Source organism: Streptomyces sp. NPDC002870 (assembly GCF_042888505.1).
In the GTDB taxonomy this organism is placed as follows: domain Bacteria; phylum Actinomycetota; class Actinomycetes; order Streptomycetales; family Streptomycetaceae; genus Streptomyces.
On the sequence record NZ_JBIAPW010000038.1, the window covers coordinates 13085 to 35281 of the forward strand.

Genomic DNA, 22197 nt, shown 5'->3' on the forward strand with positions numbered 1-22197 from the left:
GGCGATTCACCGCCAACTGGTAGCCGAAACCCGCGTAATCCCGCGCGCCCACCCCGCTCTCCCCGTGTGAACGCACCCTCTGCGAACACGGAATGGAGGCCGGGCAATTGACTGGTTCGGGGGCCAGGACCGCGGTGGAGTGGCTGGCATCGGTGGCGCCCGACCCGGACGCCTGCCGGTGGGAATGGGAGCGCAACCCCCTCGGGGTCGCCCTGCTGCCCGCCGGCCGGCGCTGGGACGTGCTGATCCTCAAGGCCGAGCTGGGCTCTCCGACGCTCGACGTACTGTCCCGGCTGGTGGACCGGCCGGGACCGGTCCTCGCCGACTTCGACGACGCGCGCATGGGCTTCTTCGTACCGCCGGGCACGGCCGGGTGCTGGGTCGGTACGGGCGTACGCGGCGTGGGCGTGGGGAACTGGATCGTCGTCCCGTATCCGGGGCGGGCGGGCGAAGGTGTGCGCTGGCTGATCGCGCCCGACGGCTCCGGCACGCTCACCGATCCGCTGCTGCTGGAGCTCGCGATGCACGAGGCGGCGGCGGGCCTCGCGCGCGACGGCGGGTACTGAGGCGACCGGGGCGCGGCGACGGGTACGGAGGCGGCCCCGGCGGCGGGTACTGAGGCGGCGCGGCGGCGGGTACGGAGGCGGCCCGCGCGCTGCCAGAGGTCTTGACAACGGCATTGGTCTGGACCATGTTGTGCGCGCTCCCACTTGAATCCCCCCATGTCCGGAGGCAGTTGTGGACCGCACCAGACTTTTGGCCGCCCTGTCGGCGGCCGCCCTCGCCATCAGCGGACTCGTCGCCACGGCGACCTCCGCCGGAGCTGCCGACACCGAACTCGCGCGCAACGGTGGCTTCGAGGCGGGCCTCGACGGCTGGAGCTGCACGGCCGGCAGCGGCGTCGTCGTCAACTCACCTGCCCACGGCGGAAGTTCCGCGCTCAAGGCAACGCCCGCGGGCAGCGACAACGCCAAGTGCAGCCAGAGCGTCACGGTCAAGCCCAACTCCGACTACACGCTGAGCGGCTGGGTCCAGGGCAGCTACGTCTACCTGGGCGCATCGGGCACCGGCACCACCGACGTCTCCACCTGGACGGCGTCCGCGCCGAGCTGGCAGAGGCTCACCACGACCTTCCGCACCGGCGCGGCCACCACCTCGGTGACGATCTACACCCACGGCTGGTACGGCACCCCCGCCTACTACGCCGACGATCTCTCCCTGCTGGGCCCCGGCGGCGACCCGGTCCAGATCCCGGCCGCCCCCACCGGCCTCACAGCGGGTTCCCCCGGCTCCACCTCGGTCCCGCTCAGCTGGTCCGCGTCCTCCGGCGCCACCAGCTATCACGTCTACCGGGGCGGCGCCAAGGTCCAAACGGTGAGCGGGACTTCGGCCACCGTCACCGCACTGGCCCCCTCCACCTCGTACAGCTTCCAGGTCTCTGCGGCCAACACGGCCGGCGAGTCCGCGAAGTCGGCGGCGGTCACCGCGACCACCACCTCGGGCGGCGGAGGCAGCGGCGGCGACCTGCCCGCCCACGCCCTCGTCGGCTATCTGCACGCCAGCTTCGCCAATGGCTCCGGCTACACGCGCATGGCCGACGTCCCCGACTCCTGGGACGTCATCAACCTCGCCTTCGGCGAACCGACCTCGGTCACCTCCGGCGACATCCGCTTCAGCCTCTGCCCGGCGTCCGAGTGCCCGAACGTCGAATCGATCGCCGACTTCAAGGCCGCCATCAAGGCCAAGCAGGCGGCCGGCAAGAAGGTCCTGATCTCCATCGGCGGCGCCAACGGCCAGGTCCAGCTCTCCACCACGGCCGCCCGGGACACCTTCGTCTCCTCGGTCTCCAAGATCATCGACGAGTACGGGCTGGACGGCCTGGACATCGACTTCGAGGGCCACTCGCTCTCCCTGAACACCGGCGACACGGACTTCCGCTCCCCGACCTCACCGGTGATCGTCAACCTGATCTCGGGGCTCAAGACCCTCAAAGCGAAGTACGGCTCGGACTTCGTGCTCACCATGGCCCCGGAGACGTTCTTCGTGCAGCTCGGCTACCAGTACTACGGCTCGGGCCCCTGGGGCGGCCAGGACCCGCGGGCCGGGGCGTACCTCCCCGTCATCCACGCCCTGCGCGACGACCTCACCCTGCTGCACGTCCAGGACTACAACTCGGGCTCGATCATGGGCCTGGACAACCAGTACCACTCCATGGGCGGCGCGGACTTCCACATCGCCATGACCGACATGCTGCTGACCGGCTTCCCGGTCGCCGGCGACACCACCAAGGTCTTCCCCGCCCTGCGCCCCGAACAGGTCGCCATCGGCCTCCCCGCATCCACCCAGGCGGGCAACGGCCACACCACGCCGGCGGAGGTGAACAAGGCGCTGGACTGTCTGACGAAGAAGGTGAGTTGCGGCTCGTACCAGACCCATGGCACCTGGCCGTCCATGCGCGGCCTGATGACCTGGTCGATCAACTGGGACCGATTCAACCAGTGGGAGTTCTCGAAGAACTTCGACGCCTACGGATGGAGCTGACGGCCAGCAGCATTCCGCACAGGAACCAGCTGCCGATGACGTCCAGCGGCCAGTGGTAGCCGTGCAGGACGAGTCCGATGCCCGTCGCCAGGGTCAGCACCAGGGCGACGGGCATCGCCCATCTGCGCCTGAGATACGGAGTGATGAGCATCGCCGCGCCGCAGTAGGCCACCATCGCGGTGGCCGTATGGCCGGAAGGGTAGAAGCCGGTCGCCTCGGTGAGCGGGCCCTGGCGGTCGACCAGGGCTTTCAGGGGCACGACGAGCGCGGGAACGGCCGCCATGGCGAGCGCGGCGTAGAGCGCCTCGGCCCGCCGGCCGCGACACACCGCGTACGCGATGGCCGCGCCCAGGACGGGGAGCGCGACCCCCATGCTGCCGAGGTCGGCCAGCAGACCGGTCAGCGTCCAGGGTCCGCGGCCGACGATCCCGAGCTCGACGCGTTCGTCCAGGGACCGCAACGGCCCGGCCGCGGCCACCTGCCAGGTGATCAGCGCGAAGACGACGGCGCACAGCGCCACAAGCGAGACGGAAAGAAGAGAAGCCGGCCGCCTCGGAACAGGGGGGGTAGTTCCGAGGGGGCCGGCCGGACCGGGTTGCCGCGCGCCCCGGGGGGTTTGGGGCGGGCGACCATCCGATCGGTGAGGAGTTCCGGAGCCGGAAGCTCCAGTGGTGTGCGCGAGGGCACGACCAGGGCGGGGCTGGGGAGGCTCCGCCGAGGTGTCGCTCGCAGTCCCCTGCGAGCGGGGTGTTTCTCTCATCTGCAGGAACCGTACGTCAGGGGCCGGGGGGACCGACAGGTGGATCTCCATCCCGCCATCGGCCCCCCACAGCTTCTTCACAGGCCCTGACTGTTCCACTTGGTCACACGCCTGCGAAGGCCTGCTCGAGGATGTCCAGACCCTCGTTGAGCAGGTCCTCGCCGATCACCAGGGGGGGCAGGAAACGCAGCACATTGCCGTACGTGCCGCAGGTGAGGACGAGCAGACCCTCGGCGTGGCAGGCCTTGGCGAGCGCGGCGGTGGCGGCCGGGTCCGGCTCCTTGGAGTCGCGGTCCTTGACCAGCTCGATCGCGATCATCGCGCCGCGGCCGCGGATGTCGCCGATGATGTCGAACTTCTCGGCCATCGCGGTGAGGCGGGCCTTCATGACCCCCTCGATGCGCTTGGCCCTGCCGTTGAGGTCGAGCTCCTTCATGGTCTCGATGGCGCCGAGCGCGCCGGCGCAGGCCACCGGGTTTCCGCCGTAGGTGCCGCCGAGGCCGCCCGCGTGCGGGGCGTCCATGATCTCGGCGCGGCCGGTCACGGCGGCGAGCGGCAGACCGCCCGCGATTCCCTTGGCGGTGGTGATCAGGTCCGGGACGATGCCCTCGTCCTCGCAGGCGAACCACTGACCGGTGCGGCAGAAGCCGGACTGGATCTCGTCCGCGACGAACACGATCCCGTTGTCCTTCGCGAACTGCGAGATCGCGGGCAGGAAGCCCTTGGCCGGCTCGATGAAGCCGCCCTCGCCGAGGACCGGCTCGATGATGATCGCGGCGACGTTCTCAGCGCCGATCTGCTTGTTGATCATGTCGATGGCCTGCGCGGACGCCTCGGCGCCGGCGTTCTCGGCACCGGTCGGCCAGCGGTAGCCGTACGCCACGGGCACCCGGTAGACCTCGGGCGCGAACGGCCCGAAGCCCTGCTTGTACGGCATGTTCTTGGCGGTCAGCGCCATCGTGAGGTTGGTCCGGCCGTGGTAGCCGTGGTCGAAGACGACGACGGCCTGGCGCTTGGTGTAGGAGCGGGCGATCTTCACGGCGTTCTCTACGGCCTCGGCGCCGGAGTTGAACAGCGCGGACTTCTTCGCGTGGTCGCCGGGCGTCAGCTCGGCGAGCGCCTCGGCGACCTCGACGTACCCCTCGTAGGGCGTGACCATGAAACAGGTGTGGGTGAAGTCGGCGAGCTGCGCGGACGCGCGGCGTACGACGGCCTCGGCGGAGGCGCCGACGGAGGTCACGGCGATGCCGGAGCCGAAGTCGATGAGGCGGTTGCCGTCCACGTCCTCGATGACACCGCCGCCGGCGCGCGCGGTGAACACGGGCAGGACGGACCCCACACCGCCGGCGACCGCGGCGGTACGGCGGGCCTGCAGCTCGATCGACTTCGGGCCGGGGATGGCGGTGACGACGCGGCGCTCCTGCGGGATTGCGGTCATGAGGGGCTCCTGGGGGTGTTCCGGACGCTATTTCTCTTTCTCCGCAGGCTAGGCGCGGGAGAGGGGGGCGGGCATGCGCCGTTCGGGAGTGTTGGGGGTGTGTCGTTGTCCGCGCCGGACATAGGCGGGTGGGCGGCCGGGGGGGGGTTGCCGGGCGGAGCGGGCCGGAGCCTGGCGCCGGGACAGCCGTGGGGTGCGGCGACCGCGCCGGGACCGGGGCTGCGTCTACACGAGGGACCCCTGGACCCCCGGCTGAGAAGCGGGGCAGCAGGCACTGGCGGGCCGCCGGGGCGAGGTGAATCGGTGAACTACCCCGGCAGGGGCACTAGATTGACGGATGCACAGAGCGGGCCTGGCTGGTCAGGGGGCAGCAGTTCATGGATTCCGAAGGCACATTCGACGCACGCGGCACGCGGTCCAACCCGGTGCCACGGCCGGCGAGGCCACCGGTCGTCCCGGGGATTCCCGCCGTCCCCGGCCACGCGCCCACCACCCGCCCCGCCGTCGTCGACTGGCTGCGCACCCCGCGCCCGGCCGCCGACCCCGGCATCTGGCGGCTCGGGCATCGCGCCCGCGCCGCGGAGGAGCCCGAGCTCGTCCCGGCCCGCCGCCTCTTCGCCGGCGCCGTCATCGCGCTGCTCAGCGGCTGGCTGCTGTGGTCCCTCCTGTGGAACGGCTATCTCGGCCGCTACTGGATCTGGCCGCTGCTGGTCCTGACCCCCGACTCCTGGCGTTCCGACCCGCCCACCTGGGCGACCGCAAGCTACATCTACTACGCGGTCGTCGGCGGCGGCCTGCTGGTGTTCTTCGCCCGGATCGGCCACGTACCGGAGATCTGGCACCGCTATGTGCGCCGCACAGACAAGCAGGTCACCGCCCCGCCGCCGCCCCCGGAGGCCGACCCCGCCGACTGGCCCGAGCTGCGCTCCGCGGGTCTCGTGGACGCGGCGCAGAGCCTCGCCGAAGCCACCCGCTCCGGCGCGCTCGGCGATGTCGACTACGCGCGGATCCGGCGCGCCTGGCAGGGCGTCCACGCCCGGCCCGAGCGGCTCGCCGCCTTCACCGACACCGTGCGCAAGCACGGCCCGGCCGCCTGCGCCCACCCTTCCGGCGTACGTGACCTGCCCGTCCGCACCGCCACCCACGATCTGGCCACCGCCCAGGTCAAGATCGGCACCGCCGTCGACGACCCACGCAACCCCTACGCCCGCCGCACCACCGGCGTCGCCCTCGAACCCGCCCTCCTCGGCACCTCGCTGCTCGCCGTCGGGCCCTCCGGGTCCGGCAAGAGCGTGCGTCTTGTGCGACCCGTAGTCGAGTCGATGTGCTTGCTCGCGCTCGCCAACCGCGCGGCCGTCGTCGCCGTCACGGCGTACGGCACCAGCCTCGCCCCCGACGACGCCTTCGACCTCGTCATCGGCGTCGGACGCCCCGGCTCCACCCATGACCTCGACCTCTACGGCGGCGCCGAGGACCCCGACGAGGCAGCCCGAATGCTCGCCGAGGCGCTCGTCGGGGATCTCGCCGCCACCCTCCCCGGCGGTGACAGCAGGCGCGCCGCCACCGCGCTGGCCCAGCTGATCGGGCCCTACCAGTGCGTCCACGGGCACTTCCCGGCCGTACCGGAGCTGCGTGAGCTGCTCGGCGGCGCGCCCGCCGCGGTCGGTGCGCTGCGCACCGCCCTGGAGGCCGCAGCCGACCCTGGCGCCGCCGCCCAGTTGCGTGAACTGGACGCCAGGGAGCGGCAGTCGGCCCGCGCCGACGACATCGGCGTACTGCTCGCCGAGCGGATTTCCTTCCTTGACCGGCCCGCGTTCGCGCACTTCTTCCGCACCGACGGCGGCGGTCGGCAGTTCTCCCTGCGTGCCATCGAGCACCCGCTGCGCGTCCGCGTCGACCTGCCGGAGCGCGGCCACGCCGAGGCCTCGCGGATCATCGCGCGCCTGGTCCTCGCCCAGTTCACCGAGGCTGCGCTGACCCGCTCCGACCGGTCGCTGTTCGCCGCTCTCGTCCTGGACGACGCGACGTACACCGTGACGGCCGACTCGGTGCGTGCGGTGCAGCGGCTGCGCTCCGCCAACGCCGGCGTGGTCTTCGCGCTGCGCACCCTGGAGGACGTGCCCGAGCCGCTGCGCGGCCCGCTGCTCGGCGCGGTCGGCTGCCGGATGGCGTTCGCCGGGCTCGCGCCCTGGGACGGCGGCCGGTTCGCCGAGACCTGGGGCACCGAATGGGTGCAGACCCGGGACGTCACCAACCGGCAGATCATCTCCGACGAGCCCCTCACCAAGGCGCTGCACATGATGCGACGCCTGGTCACCGGTAAGGCGGCCACCGCAGAGGCGATCACGGTGCGGGAGGTCGAGCGTGCCCGCTGGTCGGCGTCCGACCTCGCGCACGCCGTGCCCGCCGGGCATGCGGTGCTCTCGCTGACGACCGTGCGTGGCGAGCACGCGCCGCCCCTTCTGGTGGATCTGAGGACCTGACCCGAGCGGCGCACTGCTACGCCCTGGCAGAATCGATGTACGCCGTTCATACGGGACGGCGAAATCATCTGCACCTCTGCACGTCTGTTTTGAAGGGCTCGAGGTCCCATGCCGCCCACGCTCGCCTCGCTCGTCCAGCACTCGGCGCTCAAACTCACCGTGCGCGCCGGGGAGGACCGCCTCGAGACGCCCGTGCGCTGGGCGCATGTCAGCGAACTCGCCGACCCCGTGCCGTACATGGAGGGCGGCGAGCTGCTGCTCGTCACGGCGATGACCCTGGACGCCGAGGACCGCGAGGCGATGCGCCGCTATGTGCGCAGGCTGGTGGGCGCGGGCGTCGTCGGGCTCGGCTTCGCGGTCGGCGTCTACTACGACGACATCCCGGACGCGCTCGTCGAGGCGGCGAAGGAGGAGGACCTTCCGCTCCTCGCCGTTCCCCGCAGAACTCCCTTCCTCGCCATCAGCAAGGCCGTCTCCGCCGCGATCGCCGCCGACCAGTACCGCGCGGTCACGGCCGGTTTCGAGGCGCAGCGGGAACTGACGCGGGCCGCGCTCGCCGAGGGTCCCGGCGGGGTGGTCGCCCGGCTCGCCGCGCATGTCGACGGCTGGGCCGCGCTGTACGACGCCTCCGGTGCCGTCGTCGCGGCAGCGCCCGAATGGGCCGCGCGCCGGGCCGCCCGGCTCACCGCCGACGTGGAGCGGCTGCGCGAGCGGTCGGCGCCCGCGAGCGCGGTGGTCGGCGACACCGGCGACGACCGGGTCGAACTGCAGTCACTGGGTTCCGGACGGCGGGTGCGCGGCGCGCTGGCCGTCGGCACCGGAGCGCCGCTCGGCACCGCCGAGCGGTACGCCGTGCACTCCGCGGTCGCCCTGCTGACCCTCACCACGGAGCGCTCCCGCGCCCTCCAGGAGGCGGAACAGCGGCTCGGCGCGGCGGTGCTGCGCATGCTGCTGTCCGGCCAGCAGGACCATGCGCGCGCGGTCGCCGGGGATCTGTACGGCGGGCTGCTCGACGCCCCCTTCCGGCTGCTGATCGCCGAGCCCGCGGGAGAGCCGGACCCGGCCGCCGAGCACCCGCTCCAGGCATTCGCCGAATCGTTGGAGGCCGCGGCGGCCAGGGCTGGGGAGCCGCTGCTCGACGTGCCGGACATGGACGACCGGCTCATGGTGCTGGCCGCGGACGGCGGTGCGGTCGTCGCCGCCTGCACCGCGGCGTACGCGGACAAAGAGGCCGAGGACGCAGAGGTGGTCGTCGGGCTGTCCGCCCCGACCGGGCCGATAGCCGCCGCGGGCGCGTACAAACAGGCCGAACAGGCGCTCTCGGTCGCCCGGCGGCGCGGCCGCGCCCTCGTCGAGCACGAGGAACTCGCCGCCGGTTCTGTGCTCCCGCTGCTCGCCGACGACGCGGTGCGCGCCTTCGCCGACGGCATGCTGCGCGCGCTGTACGAACACGACGCGACCGGCCGCGGCGACCTGGTCGCCTCGCTGCGCGCCTGGCTCTCGCGCCACGGCCAGTGGGACGCGGCGGCCGCCGACCTGGGCGTACACCGCCATACGCTGCGCTACCGGATGCGCAGGGTCGAGGAGATCCTGGGCCGCTCGCTGGACGACCCGGATGTGCGTATGGAGCTGTGGCTGGCCTTGAAGACGACATCGGCGGCGACGCCCGAGTAGCGCCCCCGGCCCAGCTCCGGACGCTCGCCCCGGGCGAGCGAAGCAGCCCGGCGGACGCCCGCGACTCGCGGCGAACCAGCCCCTGCGGGCCCCACACCGCGCGGGCGAGCTCGCCCCCCGGCTCGCCGGGCAGGGCCCGCGCCCCAAAAAGAACCCCTCCCCGCCAATTCGGCGTGCCCGCAGGCCCCCACACTCCACGCCGGACAAACGACCATCCGCCCCCACGGTCCTACCGTGGGGCGGAGACAACCCCACTACCTCGGAAGGGCCGGGACCCGAACATGACTTCCACCCACGCCTTCTGGCTCGCCGGCCGCCAGGCCACCGGTGAGGCAACCCTCGACGTCACCTCCCCCTGGGACGGACGTCTCGTCGGTCAGGTCTCCGTTCCGACCGACGCCCAGGTCGAGGCCGCCGTCGCCGCCGCACACGCCGTGCGGGACGAGTTCGCGGCCACCCCGGCCCACGTGCGCGCCGCCGCCCTCGACCATGTCTCGCGCCGTCTCGTCGAGCGCACCGAGGAGATCGCCCAGCTGATCTCCGCCGAGAACGGCAAGCCCCTCAAGTGGGCCCGCGGCGAGGTCGGCCGTGCCGTCTCCGTATTCCGCTTCGCCGCCGAGGAGGCCCGCCGCTTCAACGGTGGCGAGGCCCAGCGTCTGGACACCGACGCCGGCGGAGTCGGCCGGCTCGCGCTGACCCGCCGCTTCCCCAAGGGCGCCGTCCTCGGCATCGCGCCGTTCAACTTCCCGCTGAATCTCTGCGCCCACAAGATCGCCCCGGCGATCGCGGTCGGCACGCCGATCATCCTCAAGCCCGCCCCGGCGACCCCGCTGTCCGGGCTGATCATCGGCGAGCTGCTGGCCGAGACCGAGCTCCCCGCGGGCTCCTGGTCGGTGCTCCCGGTCCCGAACGACAAGATGCCCGCCCTCGTGCAGGACGAGCGCCTGCCGGTGATCTCCTTCACCGGCTCCGACAAAGTCGGCTACGCGATCATGGACTCCGTGCCGCGCAAGCACTGCACCCTGGAGCTGGGCGGCAACGGCGCGGCCGTCGTCCTCGGGGACTTCGCATCCGAGCAGGACCTGGACTGGGCGGCGACCCGTATCGCCACCTTCTCCAACTACCAGGGCGGCCAGTCCTGTATTTCCGTGCAGCGCGTGATCGCCGACGCCACGGTCTACGACCGTCTGCTGCCGAAGATCGTCGCGGCCGTCGAGGCCCAGGTCACCGGCGACCCGTCCGACTCCGCCACCGACGTCGGCCCGCTGGTCAGCGAGGACGCCGCCAAGCGCGTCGAGACCTGGGTGGACGAGGCGGTCCAGGCGGGCGCGAAGCTGCTGGCCGGCGGCAAGCGCGAGGGCGCCTCCTACGCGCCCACCGTCCTCACCGACGTCCCCGCGGACTCCACCATCGCCTGCGAGGAGGTCTTCGGACCCGTCCTCACGGTCAGGAAGGTCGACGGCGAGGCCGAGGCCTTCGCCGCCGTCAACGACTCCAAGTACGGCCTGCAGGCAGGGGTGTTCACGCATGACGTGCAGACCGCCTTCCGTGCCCACCGGGCCCTCGAGGTCGGCGGCGTGATCATCGGCGACGTGCCGTCGTACCGCGCGGACCAGATGCCCTACGGCGGCGCCAAGCAGTCCGGCGTGGGCCGCGAGGGCGTGCGCTACGCGATGGACGACTACACATACGAGCGCGTGCTGGTCCTCACCGGTCTGGCGCTGTAACGCCCGTACGTCACGGACGACGGCCGGAGCCCACTGTGCGGGGGCTCCGGCCGTTGCCGTCGCTCCGTCGGCGTACCTCCAGTGCCGTACGGAGACTGGTGGACACGGCAGGAATCGGGTACTACGGACGAGTAGCACCGGTTGGTACGGCGCGCCCCTGCGCCGCGGCCGAAGCCCCGGAATTCCCCGACTCGCGGCGAGGTGAGCCTCATGTCCGCTCCACTCCAGAAGACCCAGCCACCGAAGGTCAGTGAGCGCGAAGCACGACAGGTCGCCGAGGCCGCGCGCGAACAGGACTGGCGCAAGCCAAGCTTCGCCAAGGAGCTGTTCCTGGGCCGCTTCCGCCTCGATCTGATCCATCCGCATCCGATGCCCGCCGGTGAGGACACCCGGCGGGGCGAGGAGTTCCTGACGAAACTCCGCGATTTCTGCGAGACGAGGATCGACGGAGCGCTCATCGAGCGCGAGGCAAAGATCCCCGACGAGGTGATGAACGGGCTCAAGGAGCTCGGCGCACTCGGGATGAAGATCGACATCAAGTACGGCGGCCTCGGCCTCACCCAGGTGTACTACAACAAGGCGCTGGCTCTGGTCGGCTCGGTGAACCCGGCGCTGGGCGCCCTGCTCTCCGCGCATCAGTCGATCGGCGTACCGCAGCCGCTGAAGATTTTCGGCACGCAGGAGCAGAAGGACACGTTCCTGCCGCGCCTCGCCCGTACCGACATCTCCGCCTTCCTGCTCACCGAGCCGGACGTCGGCTCCGACCCGGCCCGCCTCGCCACCACGGCCGTTCCGGACGGCGATTCGTACATCCTCGACGGCGTCAAGCTCTGGACGACCAACGGCGTCGTCGCCGACCTCCTCGTCGTCATGGCCCGCGTCCCCAAGGGCGAGGGCCGCAAGGGCGGCATCACCGCCTTCGTCGTCGAGGCCGCGAGCGAGGGCATCACCGTCGAGAACCGCAACGCGTTCATGGGCCTGCGTGGCCTCGAGAACGGCGTCACCCGCTTCCACCAGGTGCGCGTCCCCGCCGCGAACCGCATCGGCCCCGAGGGCGCCGGCCTCAAGATCGCCCTCACCACCCTCAACACCGGCCGGCTCTCGCTGCCCGCGATGTGCGTCGGCGCCGGGAAGTGGTGCCTGAAGATCGCCCGCGAGTGGTCGGCCGCCCGGGAGCAGTGGGGCAAGCCGGTCGCGCAGCACGAGGCCGTGGGCGCCAAGATCTCCTTCATCGCCGCGACCACCTTCGCCCTCGAAGCGGTCGTCGACCTCTCCTCGCAGATGGCCGACGAGGACCGCAACGACATCCGCATCGAAGCGGCGCTCGCCAAGCTCTACGGCTCCGAAATGGGCTGGCAGATGGCCGACGAGCTGGTCCAGATCCGTGGCGGGCGCGGCTTCGAGACGGCGGACTCGCTGGCGGCGCGCGGTGAACGGGCCGTTCCCGCCGAGCAGATGCTGCGCGACATGCGCATCAACCGCATCTTCGAGGGCTCGACCGAGATCATGCATCTGCTGATCGCCCGCGAGGCCGTCGACGCTCACCTCGCCGTGGCCGGCGACATCATCGACCCCGACAAGCCCCTGTCCGCCAAGGCGAAGGCGGGCGCGAACGCCGCGGCCTTCTACGCGCGCTGGCTCCCCAAGCTGGTCACGGGACCGGGTCAACTCCCGCGTACGTACAACGAGTTCCACCCGGCCGGGCTTCCGGACCTCTCCGGACATCTGCGCTACGTCGAGCGCTCCGCCCGCAAACTCGCGCGCTCCACCTTCTACGCGATGTCCCGCTGGCAGGGCCGGATGGAGACCAAGCAGGGCTTCCTCGGCCGGATCGTCGACATCGGCGCGGAACTGTTCGCGATGAGCGCGACCTGCGTACGCGCGGAACTGCTGCGCACCACCGGTGAGCACGGCCGCGAGGCGTACCAACTGGCCGACGTCTTCTGCCGCCAGTCCCGCATTCGCGTCGAAGAGCTCTTCACCCGCCTGTGGTCCAACACCGACGACCTCGACCGCAAGGTCGTGGACGGCGTTCTGTCGGGTACGTACACCTGGCTGGAGCAGGGCATCATCGACCCGAGCGGCGAAGGCCCCTGGATCGCGGACGCGACCCCGGGCCCGGCCCAACGGGACAACGTGCACCGCCCGATCCGATGAGGCGGTACCGGCAGTCCTGACCCGGCAGTCCTGACCGCAGTCCTGAGGGAGGCCGCCGCCGACACCCGGATCGGCGGCGGCTGTGGCATCGACGCCCTTGCCCGGCCGGCGGAGCAGCAGGTCCGGTACCGTCTGATCACGGTCAACACGGAAACGGGGCTGGGATGTTCGGGGTGGGGAATCAGAGCGGCCGGCGGCGTGCGCTGGCCGCCGTGTTCGTCGGGGCCGTGCTCAGCGGCGTCGCCGCGTGCGGAGGCAGCGGCGACAAGGGCGGCAACGGCAGCAAGGGCGGCGAGGCCGACGACAAGCCGTCCGCATCCGCATCCGCCCCCGAGGCGCTGACCGAGGCGCAGCTCAAGGCCGTCTCCTTCACCGACGGTGAGAAGATCGGCCCGTACACCGCATCGGAGTTCACGCTCGGCGCTCCACTCGGCGAGGACTACACCGCCGCCCCCGCCGTCTGCCAGCCCCTCGTCAGCCTCGCCGAGGGCGCCACCGCACACGACCCCGCAGCCGAGGTCAACCGCGAGCTCGACGTCGCCGACGAGATGGCCGGAATCGGCATCGCCGTACAACTGCGCTCGTACGCGAAGGGCGAGGCCGCCGCCGTCATGAAGGCCCTCGCCGCGGCCGGCACCCAATGCACCGGCGGCTTCGTCGAGGAGCGCGCCATCGCGAAGGCGAAGTACCTCAAGGTGGAGCCCGCCAAGGCGCCCGCCTTCGGGGACGAGGCCAAGGCGTACCGCTTCACCATCCTCGATGTGAAGGGGAAGCTGAAGCTGTACGAGTACCTCACCGTCGTCCGCTCCGGCTCCACCACGCTCTCCTTCCGTGCCGACTTCCTCGGTACCAAGGACATCGGCGCGGTGCCCGCGGAGGTCATGACGGCGCAGTGGGAGAAGTTCGAGGCGGGCCGCAAGTCCGGCGCGTAGGGAGCCGCAAGTCCGGCGCGCGGGGAAGCGCACGGGGGCGCACGAAGGGGCGTACACGGGGACGCGCTGTCCGGCCGGACAGGGCTTGCGGCCACAATGGGGTCATGAGCGACAGCCCATCCCCCCTCGCCGACCCGCATATCGTCTTCGACGCGACCGAAGGCCGGCGGGACATCGTCGTCCTCGGCTCCACCGGTTCCATCGGCACACAGGCCATCGACCTGGTTCTGCGCAACCCCGACCGCTTCCGCGTCACCGCGCTCTCCGCCGCCGGCGGCCGCGTCGGACTCCTGGCCGAGCAGGCGCGGCAGTTGCGGGTCGACACGGTCGCGGTGGCCCGCGAGGACGTCGTGCCCGCACTGCGCGAGGCGCTCGCGGAGCAGTTCGGCACCGAGCCCCTGCCCGAGATTGTGGCCGGGCCGGACGCCGCCACCCAGCTCGCCGCATCCGCCTGCCACACCGTGCTCAACGGCATCACCGGCTCCATCGGGCTCGCCCCCACCCTCGCCGCGCTCGAAGCCGGCCGGACCCTCGCCCTCGCCAACAAGGAGTCGCTCATCGTAGGCGGGCCGCTGGTCAAGGCTCTCGCCGAGCCCGGCCAGATCATCCCGGTCGACTCCGAGCACGCGGCCCTCTTCCAGGCCCTCGCGGCCGGGACGAGAGCCGACGTACGCAAGCTCGTCGTCACCGCGTCCGGCGGCCCCTTCCGCGGCCGTACGAAGGCGGAGCTGGCGGACGTCACTCCCGAGGCCGCCCTCGCGCACCCGACCTGGGCGATGGGCCCGGTGATCACGATCAACTCCGCGACCCTGGTCAACAAGGGGCTCGAGGTCATCGAGGCGCATCTGCTCTACGACATCCCCTTCGACCGTATCGAGGTCGTCGTCCACCCCCAGTCGTACGTTCACTCCATGGTGGAGTTCACGGACGGCTCGACCATCGCCCAGGCCACCCCGCCGGACATGCGCGGCCCGATCGCCCTCGGCATCGGCTGGCCCGAGCGGGTTCTGGACGCGGCCCCCGCCTTCGACTGGTCCAAGGCCTCGACGTGGGAGTTCTTCCCGCTCGACACCGAGGCCTTCCCTTCGGTGGGACTCGCCCGGCACGTGGGGGAGCTGGGCGGGACGGCTCCGGCGGTGTTCAATGCCGCGAACGAGGAGTGCGTGGACGCGTTTCTCGCCGGGCGGCTGCCGTTCAACGGAATCATGGATACGGTCACCGAAGTCGTCGCCGAGCACGGTGTGCCCGCCAAGGGAACCTCGCTCACGGTGGCGGACGTCCTGGAAGCGGAGACCTGGGCCCGGGCCCGGGCCCGTGAAATGGCACAGAAATTCAGCGAAGCACGGCCAGCGGAGGCTCGCGCATGACGATTCTGTTGACGGTCCTCGGCATAGCGCTGTTCGCCGTGGGACTGCTGTTCTCCATCGCCTGGCACGAGCTCGGCCACCTCTCGACGGCCAAACTCTTCGGCATCCGCGTGCCCCAGTACATGGTCGGCTTCGGCCCGACCCTCTGGTCCCGGCACAAGGGCGAGACGGAGTACGGCATCAAGGCCATCCCCATGGGCGGCTACATCCGCATGATCGGGATGTTTCCGCCGGGGGAGGACGGGCGGATCGAGGCACGGTCCACCTCGCCCTGGCGCGGGATGATCGAGGACGCCCGCTCGGCCGCCTTCGAGGAGCTCAAGCCCGGCGACGAGAACCGTCTCTTCTACACGCGCAAGCCGTGGAAGCGCGTGATCGTGATGTTCGCGGGACCCTTCATGAACCTGGTCCTCGCCGTCGCGATCTTCCTCGGTGTGGCGATGTCCTTCGGCTTCCCGACCCAGACCACCGAGGTGGCAGGCGTCCAGAAGTGCGTCATCTCGCAGAACGAGAACCGCGACACGTGCCGTAAGGGCGACCCCGTCTCGCCCGCCCAGGCCGCCGGCCTGCAGAAGGGCGACAAGATCGTCGCGTTCAACGGCGAGCCCGTCACCGACTGGTCCGAGCTGTCGAACCACATCCGCGAGACGATCGGCCCGGCGGCCATCACCGTCGAGCGTGACGGCAAGGAGCAGGTACTCAAGGCCACCCTCGCCCGGAACATGGTGGTCAAGAAGGACGCGGACGGAGAGGCCGTCCCGGGCGAATTCGTCCCGGCCGGCTATCTCGGCTTCGCCGCGCAGACCGAGATCCTCCCGCTCTCCTTCACCGACTCCATGGTGCGCATGGGCGACATGATCCAGAACGGCGCCGAGTCGGTCATCGCGCTGCCGTCCAAGGTCCCCGACCTGTGGAACGCGGCCTTCAGCGACGGTGAGCGCAAGGACGACTCCCCGGTCGGCGTGGTCGGTGCGGCCCGGATCAGCGGCGAGTTGATGAACGTGGACGCCCCGACGCAGAACATCGTCGCGTGGTTCATGATGCTGCTCGCGGGCTTCAACCTCTCGCTGTTCCTGTTCAACATGCTGCCGCTGCTGCCGCTGGACGGCGGACACATCGCGGGGGCGCTGTGGGAGTCCGTACGCCGCAATATCGCCAAGCTGTTCCGGCGTCCCGACCCCGGTCCCTTCGATGTGGCCAAACTGATGCCGGTCGCCTACGTCGTGGCGGGAATCTTCATCTGCTTCACCCTGCTCGTGCTGGTCGCCGACATCGTCAACCCGGTCAAGATCAGCTGAGTAAACCCCTGTGGCGACGGCCGGACACCCTGTGTGTCCGGCCGTTCAGCTCTGCGTTCACCTTTGTGTTCATCTTTGGGTGGATTCGACAGCGCGATGTGCTGGACCGAACCTCAGTGCCGTAATCTCGATGGCTGGAGCCCGCCGATCTCGGGACCACGATCCACACCTTGGGGTTGCACAGCAGATGACTGCAATTTCGCTCGGAATGCCGTCCGTTCCGACCAAGCTCGCCGACCGGAGGGTCAGCCGCAAGATCCAGGTCGGTTCCGTGGCCGTCGGCGGGGACGCCCCGGTGTCGGTGCAGTCGATGACGACCACGCGTACCTCGGACATCGGGGCGACGCTGCAGCAGATCGCGGAACTGACGGCGTCCGGCTGCCAGATCGTACGGGTGGCCTGTCCGACCCAGGACGATGCGGACGCGCTCGCCACCATCGCGCGCAAGTCGCAGATCCCCGTCATCGCGGACATTCATTTCCAGCCGAAGTACGTGTTCGCGGCGATCGACGCCGGGTGTGCGGCGGTGCGTGTGAACCCGGGCAACATCAAGCAGTTCGACGACAAGGTCAAGGAGATCGCCCGCGCCGCCGGCGAGACCGGCACCCCGATCCGGATCGGCGTCAATGCCGGTTCGCTCGATGCCCGGCTGCTCGCCAAGTACGGCAAGGCGACCCCCGAGGCGCTGGTCGAGTCCGCGCTGTGGGAGGCGTCGCTCTTCGAGGAGCACGGCTTCCGCGACATCAAGATCTCGGTCAAGCACAACGACCCGGTCGTGATGATCGAGGCCTACCGGCAGCTGGCCGCCCAGTGCGACTACCCCCTCCACCTCGGCGTCACCGAGGCCGGACCCGCCTTCCAGGGCACCATCAAGTCGGCCGTCGCCTTCGGCGCGCTGCTCAGCGAGGGCATCGGCGACACCATCCGGGTCTCCCTGTCCGCCCCGCCCGCCGAAGAGGTCAAGGTCGGCATCCAGATCCTGGAGTCCCTCAACCTCAAGCAGCGCCGCCTGGAGATCGTCTCCTGCCCCTCCTGCGGCCGCGCCCAGGTCGATGTCTACAAGCTCGCCGACCAGGTCAGCGCCGGTCTCGAAGGCATGGAGGTGCCGCTGCGCGTCGCCGTCATGGGCTGCGTCGTCAACGGCCCGGGCGAGGCCCGCGAGGCCGACCTCGGCGTTGCCTCCGGAAACGGCAAGGGCCAGATCTTCGTCAAGGGTGAGGTCATCAAGACCGTGCCCGAGTCGAAGATCGTCGAGACCCTCATCGAAGAGGCGCTGAAGATCGCCGAGCAGATGGAGCGGGACGGCATCGTCTCGGGCGAGCCCGAGGTCTCCGTCAGCTGACCTGCACGTGGCAAGGGACCGGGCCCCCTCCGGAGTCGGGGCCCGATCCCTTGCGTGAGCGGTGCTGCGCAGCATCTCCGGGTACAGTGCGGAGATCAGCAGACCGTGTGACTCCGCCCCAAGGGGCTTCTCGCGGTGAGGCGACGGTCAAGCCCTGACCGGTGCCCAAGGGCACGTGCCGACGCTATCCGACCGAGCGGCACCTGTCGTTGCCCGCAAGGAGTGATGGAGGGCCCCTCGTGTTGACGCAGACCACCACCCGGGTCCTCGAACCCAGTGACCTCGGCGCAGCGCTCGCCATCCTCGAGAGCGAGCCCGTAGCGAACGCCTTCGTCACGTCCCGCGTCCAGGTCGCCGGACTCGACCCCTGGCGCCTGGGCGGCGAGATGTGGGGCTGGTACGCGGACGGGCGGCTGCGCTCGCTCTGCTACTCCGGCGCCAATCTCGTACCCATCTGCGCCACTGCCGAGGCTGTGCGTGCCTTCGCCGACCGGGCGCGCAGGACCGGCCGCCGCTGTTCCTCGATCGTCGGCCCGGCCGAGTCCACCACCCAGCTGTGGCGTCTGCTCGAGCCGACCTGGGGCCCGGCCAGGGATGTCCGCTCCCGCCAGCCGCTCATGGTCACCGAACAGCTCCCCGACACCATCGAGCCCGACCCGCACGTCCGGCGCATCCGAAAGGAAGAGATGGAGGTGATCATGCCGGCCTGTGTGGCCATGTTCACCGAGGAGGTCGGCATCTCGCCGACGGCCGGCGACGGCGGGCTGCTCTACCAGGCTCGGGTGGCCGAACTCATCGGCGCGGGACGGTCGTTCGCCCGTATCGACGACGGCAAGGTCGTCTTCAAGGCCGAGATCGGCGCGGCCACCACTCATGCCTGTCAGATCCAAGGCGTCTGGGTCGCACCGGAGTTCCGCGGCCGCGGACTGTCCGAGACCGGCATGGCAGCCGTGCTGCGCTACGCGCTCGAGGACGTCGCGCCGGTCGCCAGTCTCTACGTCAACGACTACAACACCGCAGCCAGGGCGGCCTACCGGCGGGTCGGCTTCCGCGAGGTCGGCGCCTTCATGAGCGTGCTGTTCTGACCGTGCGCGGCGGCAAGTAGGGTTTCGCGCATGGCAGCACTCTCAGGCGACGGATCCCACACGCCCGGCGTTGTGGTCGGGCCGGTCAATCTCGCCGCGCGGATCGACGAAGCCCTCGCCGTGCAGGCCCTCGCATTCGGGCTCAGCGAGGACGAGATCGAGGTGCGCCGCCATATCGTCCACCGCCATCTCATGTATCCCGGCGCCCGTGCGCTGGGCGCGCTGACGGAGTCGGGACGCCTCGTCGGCTTCGTCTACGGCATGCCGAACGACCGCACCCACTGGTGGTCCACCGTCGTCGAGCCCTATCTGCGCCGCACCGGCAACGACGGCTGGCTCGACGACTCCTTCGTGATCACCGAACTGCATGTCCACCCCGACTACCAGGGGCGGGGCATCGGCCGCTCGCTGATCACCACGATCACCGACGACGCCGACCAGCCGCGCTCCATCCTCTCCGCGATCGACGTCGAGAGCCCGGCCCGCGGCCTGTACCGCACGCTCGGCTACCAGGACCTCGCACGCCAGGTGATGTTCCCCAGCGCGCCCAGTCCGTACGCCGTGATGGGCGCCCCGCTGCCGCTGCTGCGCGAGAAGTGATTTCCGCCCGCCCGGGCCGCCCGGTTAACCTCCAGACCATCACCCTTTCTTGACGCAGGAGATTTCCCCATGGCCCAGGTCCAGCGCATGTCCCGTCTGATGGTCAAGACACTGCGCGACGACCCGGCGGACGCCGAGACGCTCAATCACAAGCTGCTGGTGCGCGCCGGCTATGTGCGGCGGACCTCCGCCGGCATCTGGAGCTGGCTGCCGCTCGGCAAGAAGGTCCTGGAGAACATCACCAGGGTCGTGCGCGAGGAGATGGACGCGATCGGCGGCCAGGAGGTGCTTCTGCCGGCCCTCCTGCCCAAGGAGTCGTACGAGGCGAGCGGGCGGTACGAGGAGTACGGCGACCTGCTGTTCCGGCTCAAGGACCGCAAGGGCGCGGACTATCTCCTGGGCCCCACCCACGAAGAGATCTTCACGCAGATCGTCAAGGACCAGTGCACGTCCTACAAGGACCTGCCGGTGATCCTCTACCAGATCCAGACGAAGTACCGGGACGAGGCGCGTCCGCGGGCGGGTGTGCTGCGCGGCCGCGAGTTCCAGATGAAGGACTCGTACTCCTTCGACACGACGGACGAGGGTCTGGCCGAGTCGTACGCGCTGCACCGCGACGCGTACATCCGCATCTTCGAGCGGCTCGGGCTCGATCACCGCATCGTCTCGGCGGTCTCGGGCGCGATGGGCGGCTCGGCGTCCGAGGAGTTCCTGGCGCCCGCGCCGGCGGGCGAGGACACGTTCGTGGACTGCCCGGCGTGTGAGTACGCGGCGAACACGGAGGCCGTGACCTTCACCGCGGTCGCGGCTGACGCGTCCCACGGCCCGGTCGAGGAGCTGGACACCCCCGACACCCCGACCATCGAGACGCTCGCCGCGCACCTGGGCGTGCCGGCGTCGGCGACGCTGAAGAACCTGCTGGTCAAGGTGGACGGCGAGATCACGGCGGTGGGCGTGCCCGGCGACCGTGAGGTGGACCTGGGCAAGCTGGCGGAGCACCTCTCGCCGGCGGAGGTCGAGCTGGTCACGGCGGAGGACTTCGCGGGCCGCCCCGATCTCGTACGCGGCTATGTCGGCCCGCAGGGACTGGAGAAGGTCCGCTACATCGCCGACCCGCGGGTGGCGTCGGGCACGGCGTGGGTGACCGGTGCGAACAAGCCGGACAAGCACGCTCGCAATGTGGTGTGCGGACGGGACTTCGAGGTCGACGAGTACCTCGACGTGGTCGTGGTCCAAGAGGGCGACCCCTGCCCGAAGTGCGGCACGGGCCTCAAGCTCGACCGCGCGATCGAGATCGGCCACATCTTCCAGCTGGGCCGCAAGTTCGCGGACGCGTTCCAGCTCGACGTCCTCGGCCAGAACGGCAAGCCGGTCCGGGTGACCATGGGCTCGTACGGCATCGGCGTCTCCCGCGCGGTCGCGGCGCTGGCCGAGCAGACGGCGGACGACAAGGGCCTGTGCTGGCCGCGTGAGATCGCCCCGGCGGACGTCCACGTGGTGGCCGCGGGCAAGGCGCTCCAGACGGAGCTGGCCCTTCAGGTCGCGGACCAGCTGTCAGAGGCGGGCCTGCGGGTGCTGGTCGACGAGCGGGCCGGGGTCTCGCCGGGCGTGAAGTTCACGGACGCGGAGCTGATCGGCGTCCCCAAGATCGTGGTGGCGGGCCGCCGCGCGTCGGAAGGCGTGGTGGAAGTGAAGGACCGCCGCACGGGCGAGCGCGAGGAGCTGTCCGTGGCGGAGGCGGTGGCGCGGCTGCGGGCGTGACGCCTGCGGCGGGCCCCCGGGGGCGCTGCCCCCGGACCCCCGCGCCTCAATCGCCGGCGAGGCTGAATGTGCCGCCCAGCCGCACATTCAGCCCGTCCGGCACCTTCCACGGCCGCCAGGCCGTAGGGGGAGGGCGGGGTCGGGCTACAACCAGCCCGCGAACTCCAGCGCGAGCTCGCCCTCCCGTCGCCGCCCCTCCCTCATCGCTCTCGTGCCCGATTCCACCGCACGGAACAGCGTCCACCCCCGCAACCGCTCCCGGTCCACCTCCAGCGAGTCCGCGAGCTTGTTCACCCGGCGGCGGGCCGCCGACGCGCCCGCGGACGTGGCGATCAGGTCCTCGACGCGGTCGCGGACCAGGCGGGCCAGGTCGTAGGCGCGCTCGCCGACCAGGGGCTCCGGGCCCACCGCGAGCCACGGTGTGCGGTCGGCCGCCAGGACTTTGCCCTGACGGAAGTTGCCGTGCAGCAGCAGGAGTTCGGGGGAGAGCGCGGCGAGCTCGTCCCGGGCGGCCAACGCCGCGGAGATCAGCGAAGCCGTGCCCGGCTCCGTGAACGCCCGCATCGCGTCCGCCTGCCGCGCCGTCCGTTCCGCCACCGTCTCGAAGCCGTGGTCCGCCGACGGCTCGACCCACAGTCGCCGCACCGTCCCCGCCGCCTCCAGGAGCGCCTTCGCCTCCGGCAGGGACCGCAGTGACACCTCCGGGTGCAGCCGTTCCAGCAGCAGCGCGCCGTCCGAGGAGGCGAGCAGACGGACCGCGCCCCAGCCGCCCCAGTGCTCCAGCGCCGCGCGCTCCAGCTCGGGTGAGGCGGACGGCGGGGCGACCTTCAGCGCCGCCGACGTCCCGTCCGGCTGCCGTACGAGCGCCACCAGACTGCTCCGGCCGCCCGGCGCCATCACCCGCTCGACGTCCAGCTCCCACCGGTCCGCGGCTTCCTGGACGGCCTTCGGCAGCCGCCCGAGCCAGTCGTCACTCTCGCCCAGTGCCTGGACCAGTCGCCGCGGCGGTTCGAAAGCCATACGTCCGTTGCT

16 protein-coding genes are annotated in these 22197 nt (G+C 71.0%); 13 read left to right on the forward strand and 3 right to left on the reverse strand.

The annotated features are described in order from the left end of the window. The first annotated feature begins 92 nt into the window (after nt 1–92). Nucleotides 93–566, forward strand: a complete 474-nt coding sequence (locus ACFYWY_RS32170) for a hypothetical protein (RefSeq protein ID WP_389192997.1) — start codon at nt 93–95, stop codon at nt 564–566. A 172-nt stretch (nt 567–738) separates the two neighbouring features. Next, nucleotides 739–2541 carry a chitinase gene (locus ACFYWY_RS32175; protein WP_389193000.1) on the forward strand — a complete coding sequence of 601 codons (1803 nt, stop codon included), beginning with the start codon at nt 739–741 and terminating at the stop codon, nt 2539–2541. Here the strand turns inward: ACFYWY_RS32175 and ACFYWY_RS32180 are convergent. Both ACFYWY_RS32180 and gabT read right to left on the reverse strand, forming a co-directional pair. Then, on the reverse strand, nt 2492–3301 hold the full coding sequence (locus ACFYWY_RS32180) for a phosphatase PAP2 family protein (protein ID WP_389193002.1): 810 nt from the start codon (nt 3299–3301) through the stop codon (nt 2492–2494). The two genes, ACFYWY_RS32175 and ACFYWY_RS32180, sit on opposite strands and share 50 nt — an antisense overlap. 103 nt (nt 3302–3404) lie before the next feature. Continuing rightward, nucleotides 3405–4739: a 4-aminobutyrate--2-oxoglutarate transaminase gene (gene gabT, locus ACFYWY_RS32185; protein WP_389193005.1), complete on the reverse strand. Its 1335-nt coding sequence runs from the start codon at nt 4737–4739 to the stop codon at nt 3405–3407. Between the two features lie 377 nt (nt 4740–5116). Between gabT and ACFYWY_RS32190 the strand changes: the two genes are divergently transcribed. The 11 genes from ACFYWY_RS32190 to ACFYWY_RS32240 all read left to right on the forward strand — a co-directional run bounded on the left by ACFYWY_RS32190 (nt 5117) and on the right by ACFYWY_RS32240 (nt 21165). Further along, complete coding sequence (locus tag ACFYWY_RS32190) at nt 5117–7222, forward strand: ATP-binding protein (protein WP_389193007.1); 2106 nt, start codon at nt 5117–5119, stop codon at nt 7220–7222. Between the two features lie 108 nt (nt 7223–7330). After that, the gene (locus tag ACFYWY_RS32195) at nt 7331–8896 is read left to right on the forward strand and encodes a PucR family transcriptional regulator (protein WP_389193010.1); all 1566 of its coding nucleotides are present in this window, start codon (nt 7331–7333) and stop codon (nt 8894–8896) included. Between the two features lie 281 nt (nt 8897–9177). Continuing rightward, nucleotides 9178–10623, forward strand: coding sequence for an aldehyde dehydrogenase family protein (locus ACFYWY_RS32200; RefSeq protein WP_389193013.1), 1446 nt, complete (start codon nt 9178–9180; stop codon nt 10621–10623). A gap of 210 nt (nt 10624–10833) precedes the next feature. Continuing rightward, complete coding sequence (locus tag ACFYWY_RS32205; protein WP_389193016.1) at nt 10834–12780, forward strand: acyl-CoA dehydrogenase family protein; 1947 nt, start codon at nt 10834–10836, stop codon at nt 12778–12780. A 173-nt stretch (nt 12781–12953) separates the two neighbouring features. Then, nucleotides 12954–13712, forward strand: coding sequence for a hypothetical protein (locus ACFYWY_RS32210; protein ID WP_389193018.1), 759 nt, complete (start codon nt 12954–12956; stop codon nt 13710–13712). 104 nt (nt 13713–13816) lie between these two features. Next, entirely contained in the window at nt 13817–15079 is a 1263-nt protein-coding gene (dxr, locus tag ACFYWY_RS32215) for a 1-deoxy-D-xylulose-5-phosphate reductoisomerase (RefSeq protein ID WP_389193020.1), read from the forward strand. Continuing rightward, nucleotides 15076–16377: a M50 family metallopeptidase gene (locus tag ACFYWY_RS32220; RefSeq protein WP_389193023.1), complete on the forward strand. Its 1302-nt coding sequence runs from the start codon at nt 15076–15078 to the stop codon at nt 16375–16377. The genes dxr and ACFYWY_RS32220 overlap by 4 nt, the downstream gene beginning before the upstream one ends. 187 nt (nt 16378–16564) lie before the next feature. Continuing rightward, entirely contained in the window at nt 16565–17719 is a 1155-nt protein-coding gene (ispG, locus tag ACFYWY_RS32225; RefSeq protein ID WP_389193026.1) for a flavodoxin-dependent (E)-4-hydroxy-3-methylbut-2-enyl-diphosphate synthase, read from the forward strand. A 242-nt stretch (nt 17720–17961) separates the two neighbouring features. Further along, on the forward strand, nt 17962–18804 hold the full coding sequence (locus tag ACFYWY_RS32230) for a GNAT family N-acetyltransferase (protein WP_389193151.1): 843 nt from the start codon (nt 17962–17964) through the stop codon (nt 18802–18804). A 30-nt stretch (nt 18805–18834) separates the two neighbouring features. After that, complete coding sequence (locus ACFYWY_RS32235) at nt 18835–19404, forward strand: GNAT family N-acetyltransferase (protein ID WP_389193029.1); 570 nt, start codon at nt 18835–18837, stop codon at nt 19402–19404. Nucleotides 19405–19473: 69 nt separating this feature from the next. Next, nucleotides 19474–21165 (forward strand): proline--tRNA ligase, encoded by a 1692-nt coding sequence (locus ACFYWY_RS32240; protein WP_389193031.1) that lies wholly within the window; start codon nt 19474–19476, stop codon nt 21163–21165. A 144-nt stretch (nt 21166–21309) separates the two neighbouring features. On the opposite strand, the gene ACFYWY_RS32245 is transcribed toward ACFYWY_RS32240, so the two are convergent. Continuing rightward, nucleotides 21310–22185: an aminoglycoside phosphotransferase family protein gene (locus ACFYWY_RS32245; protein ID WP_389193034.1), complete on the reverse strand. Its 876-nt coding sequence runs from the start codon at nt 22183–22185 to the stop codon at nt 21310–21312. Between the last annotated feature and the right edge of the window lie 12 nt (nt 22186–22197).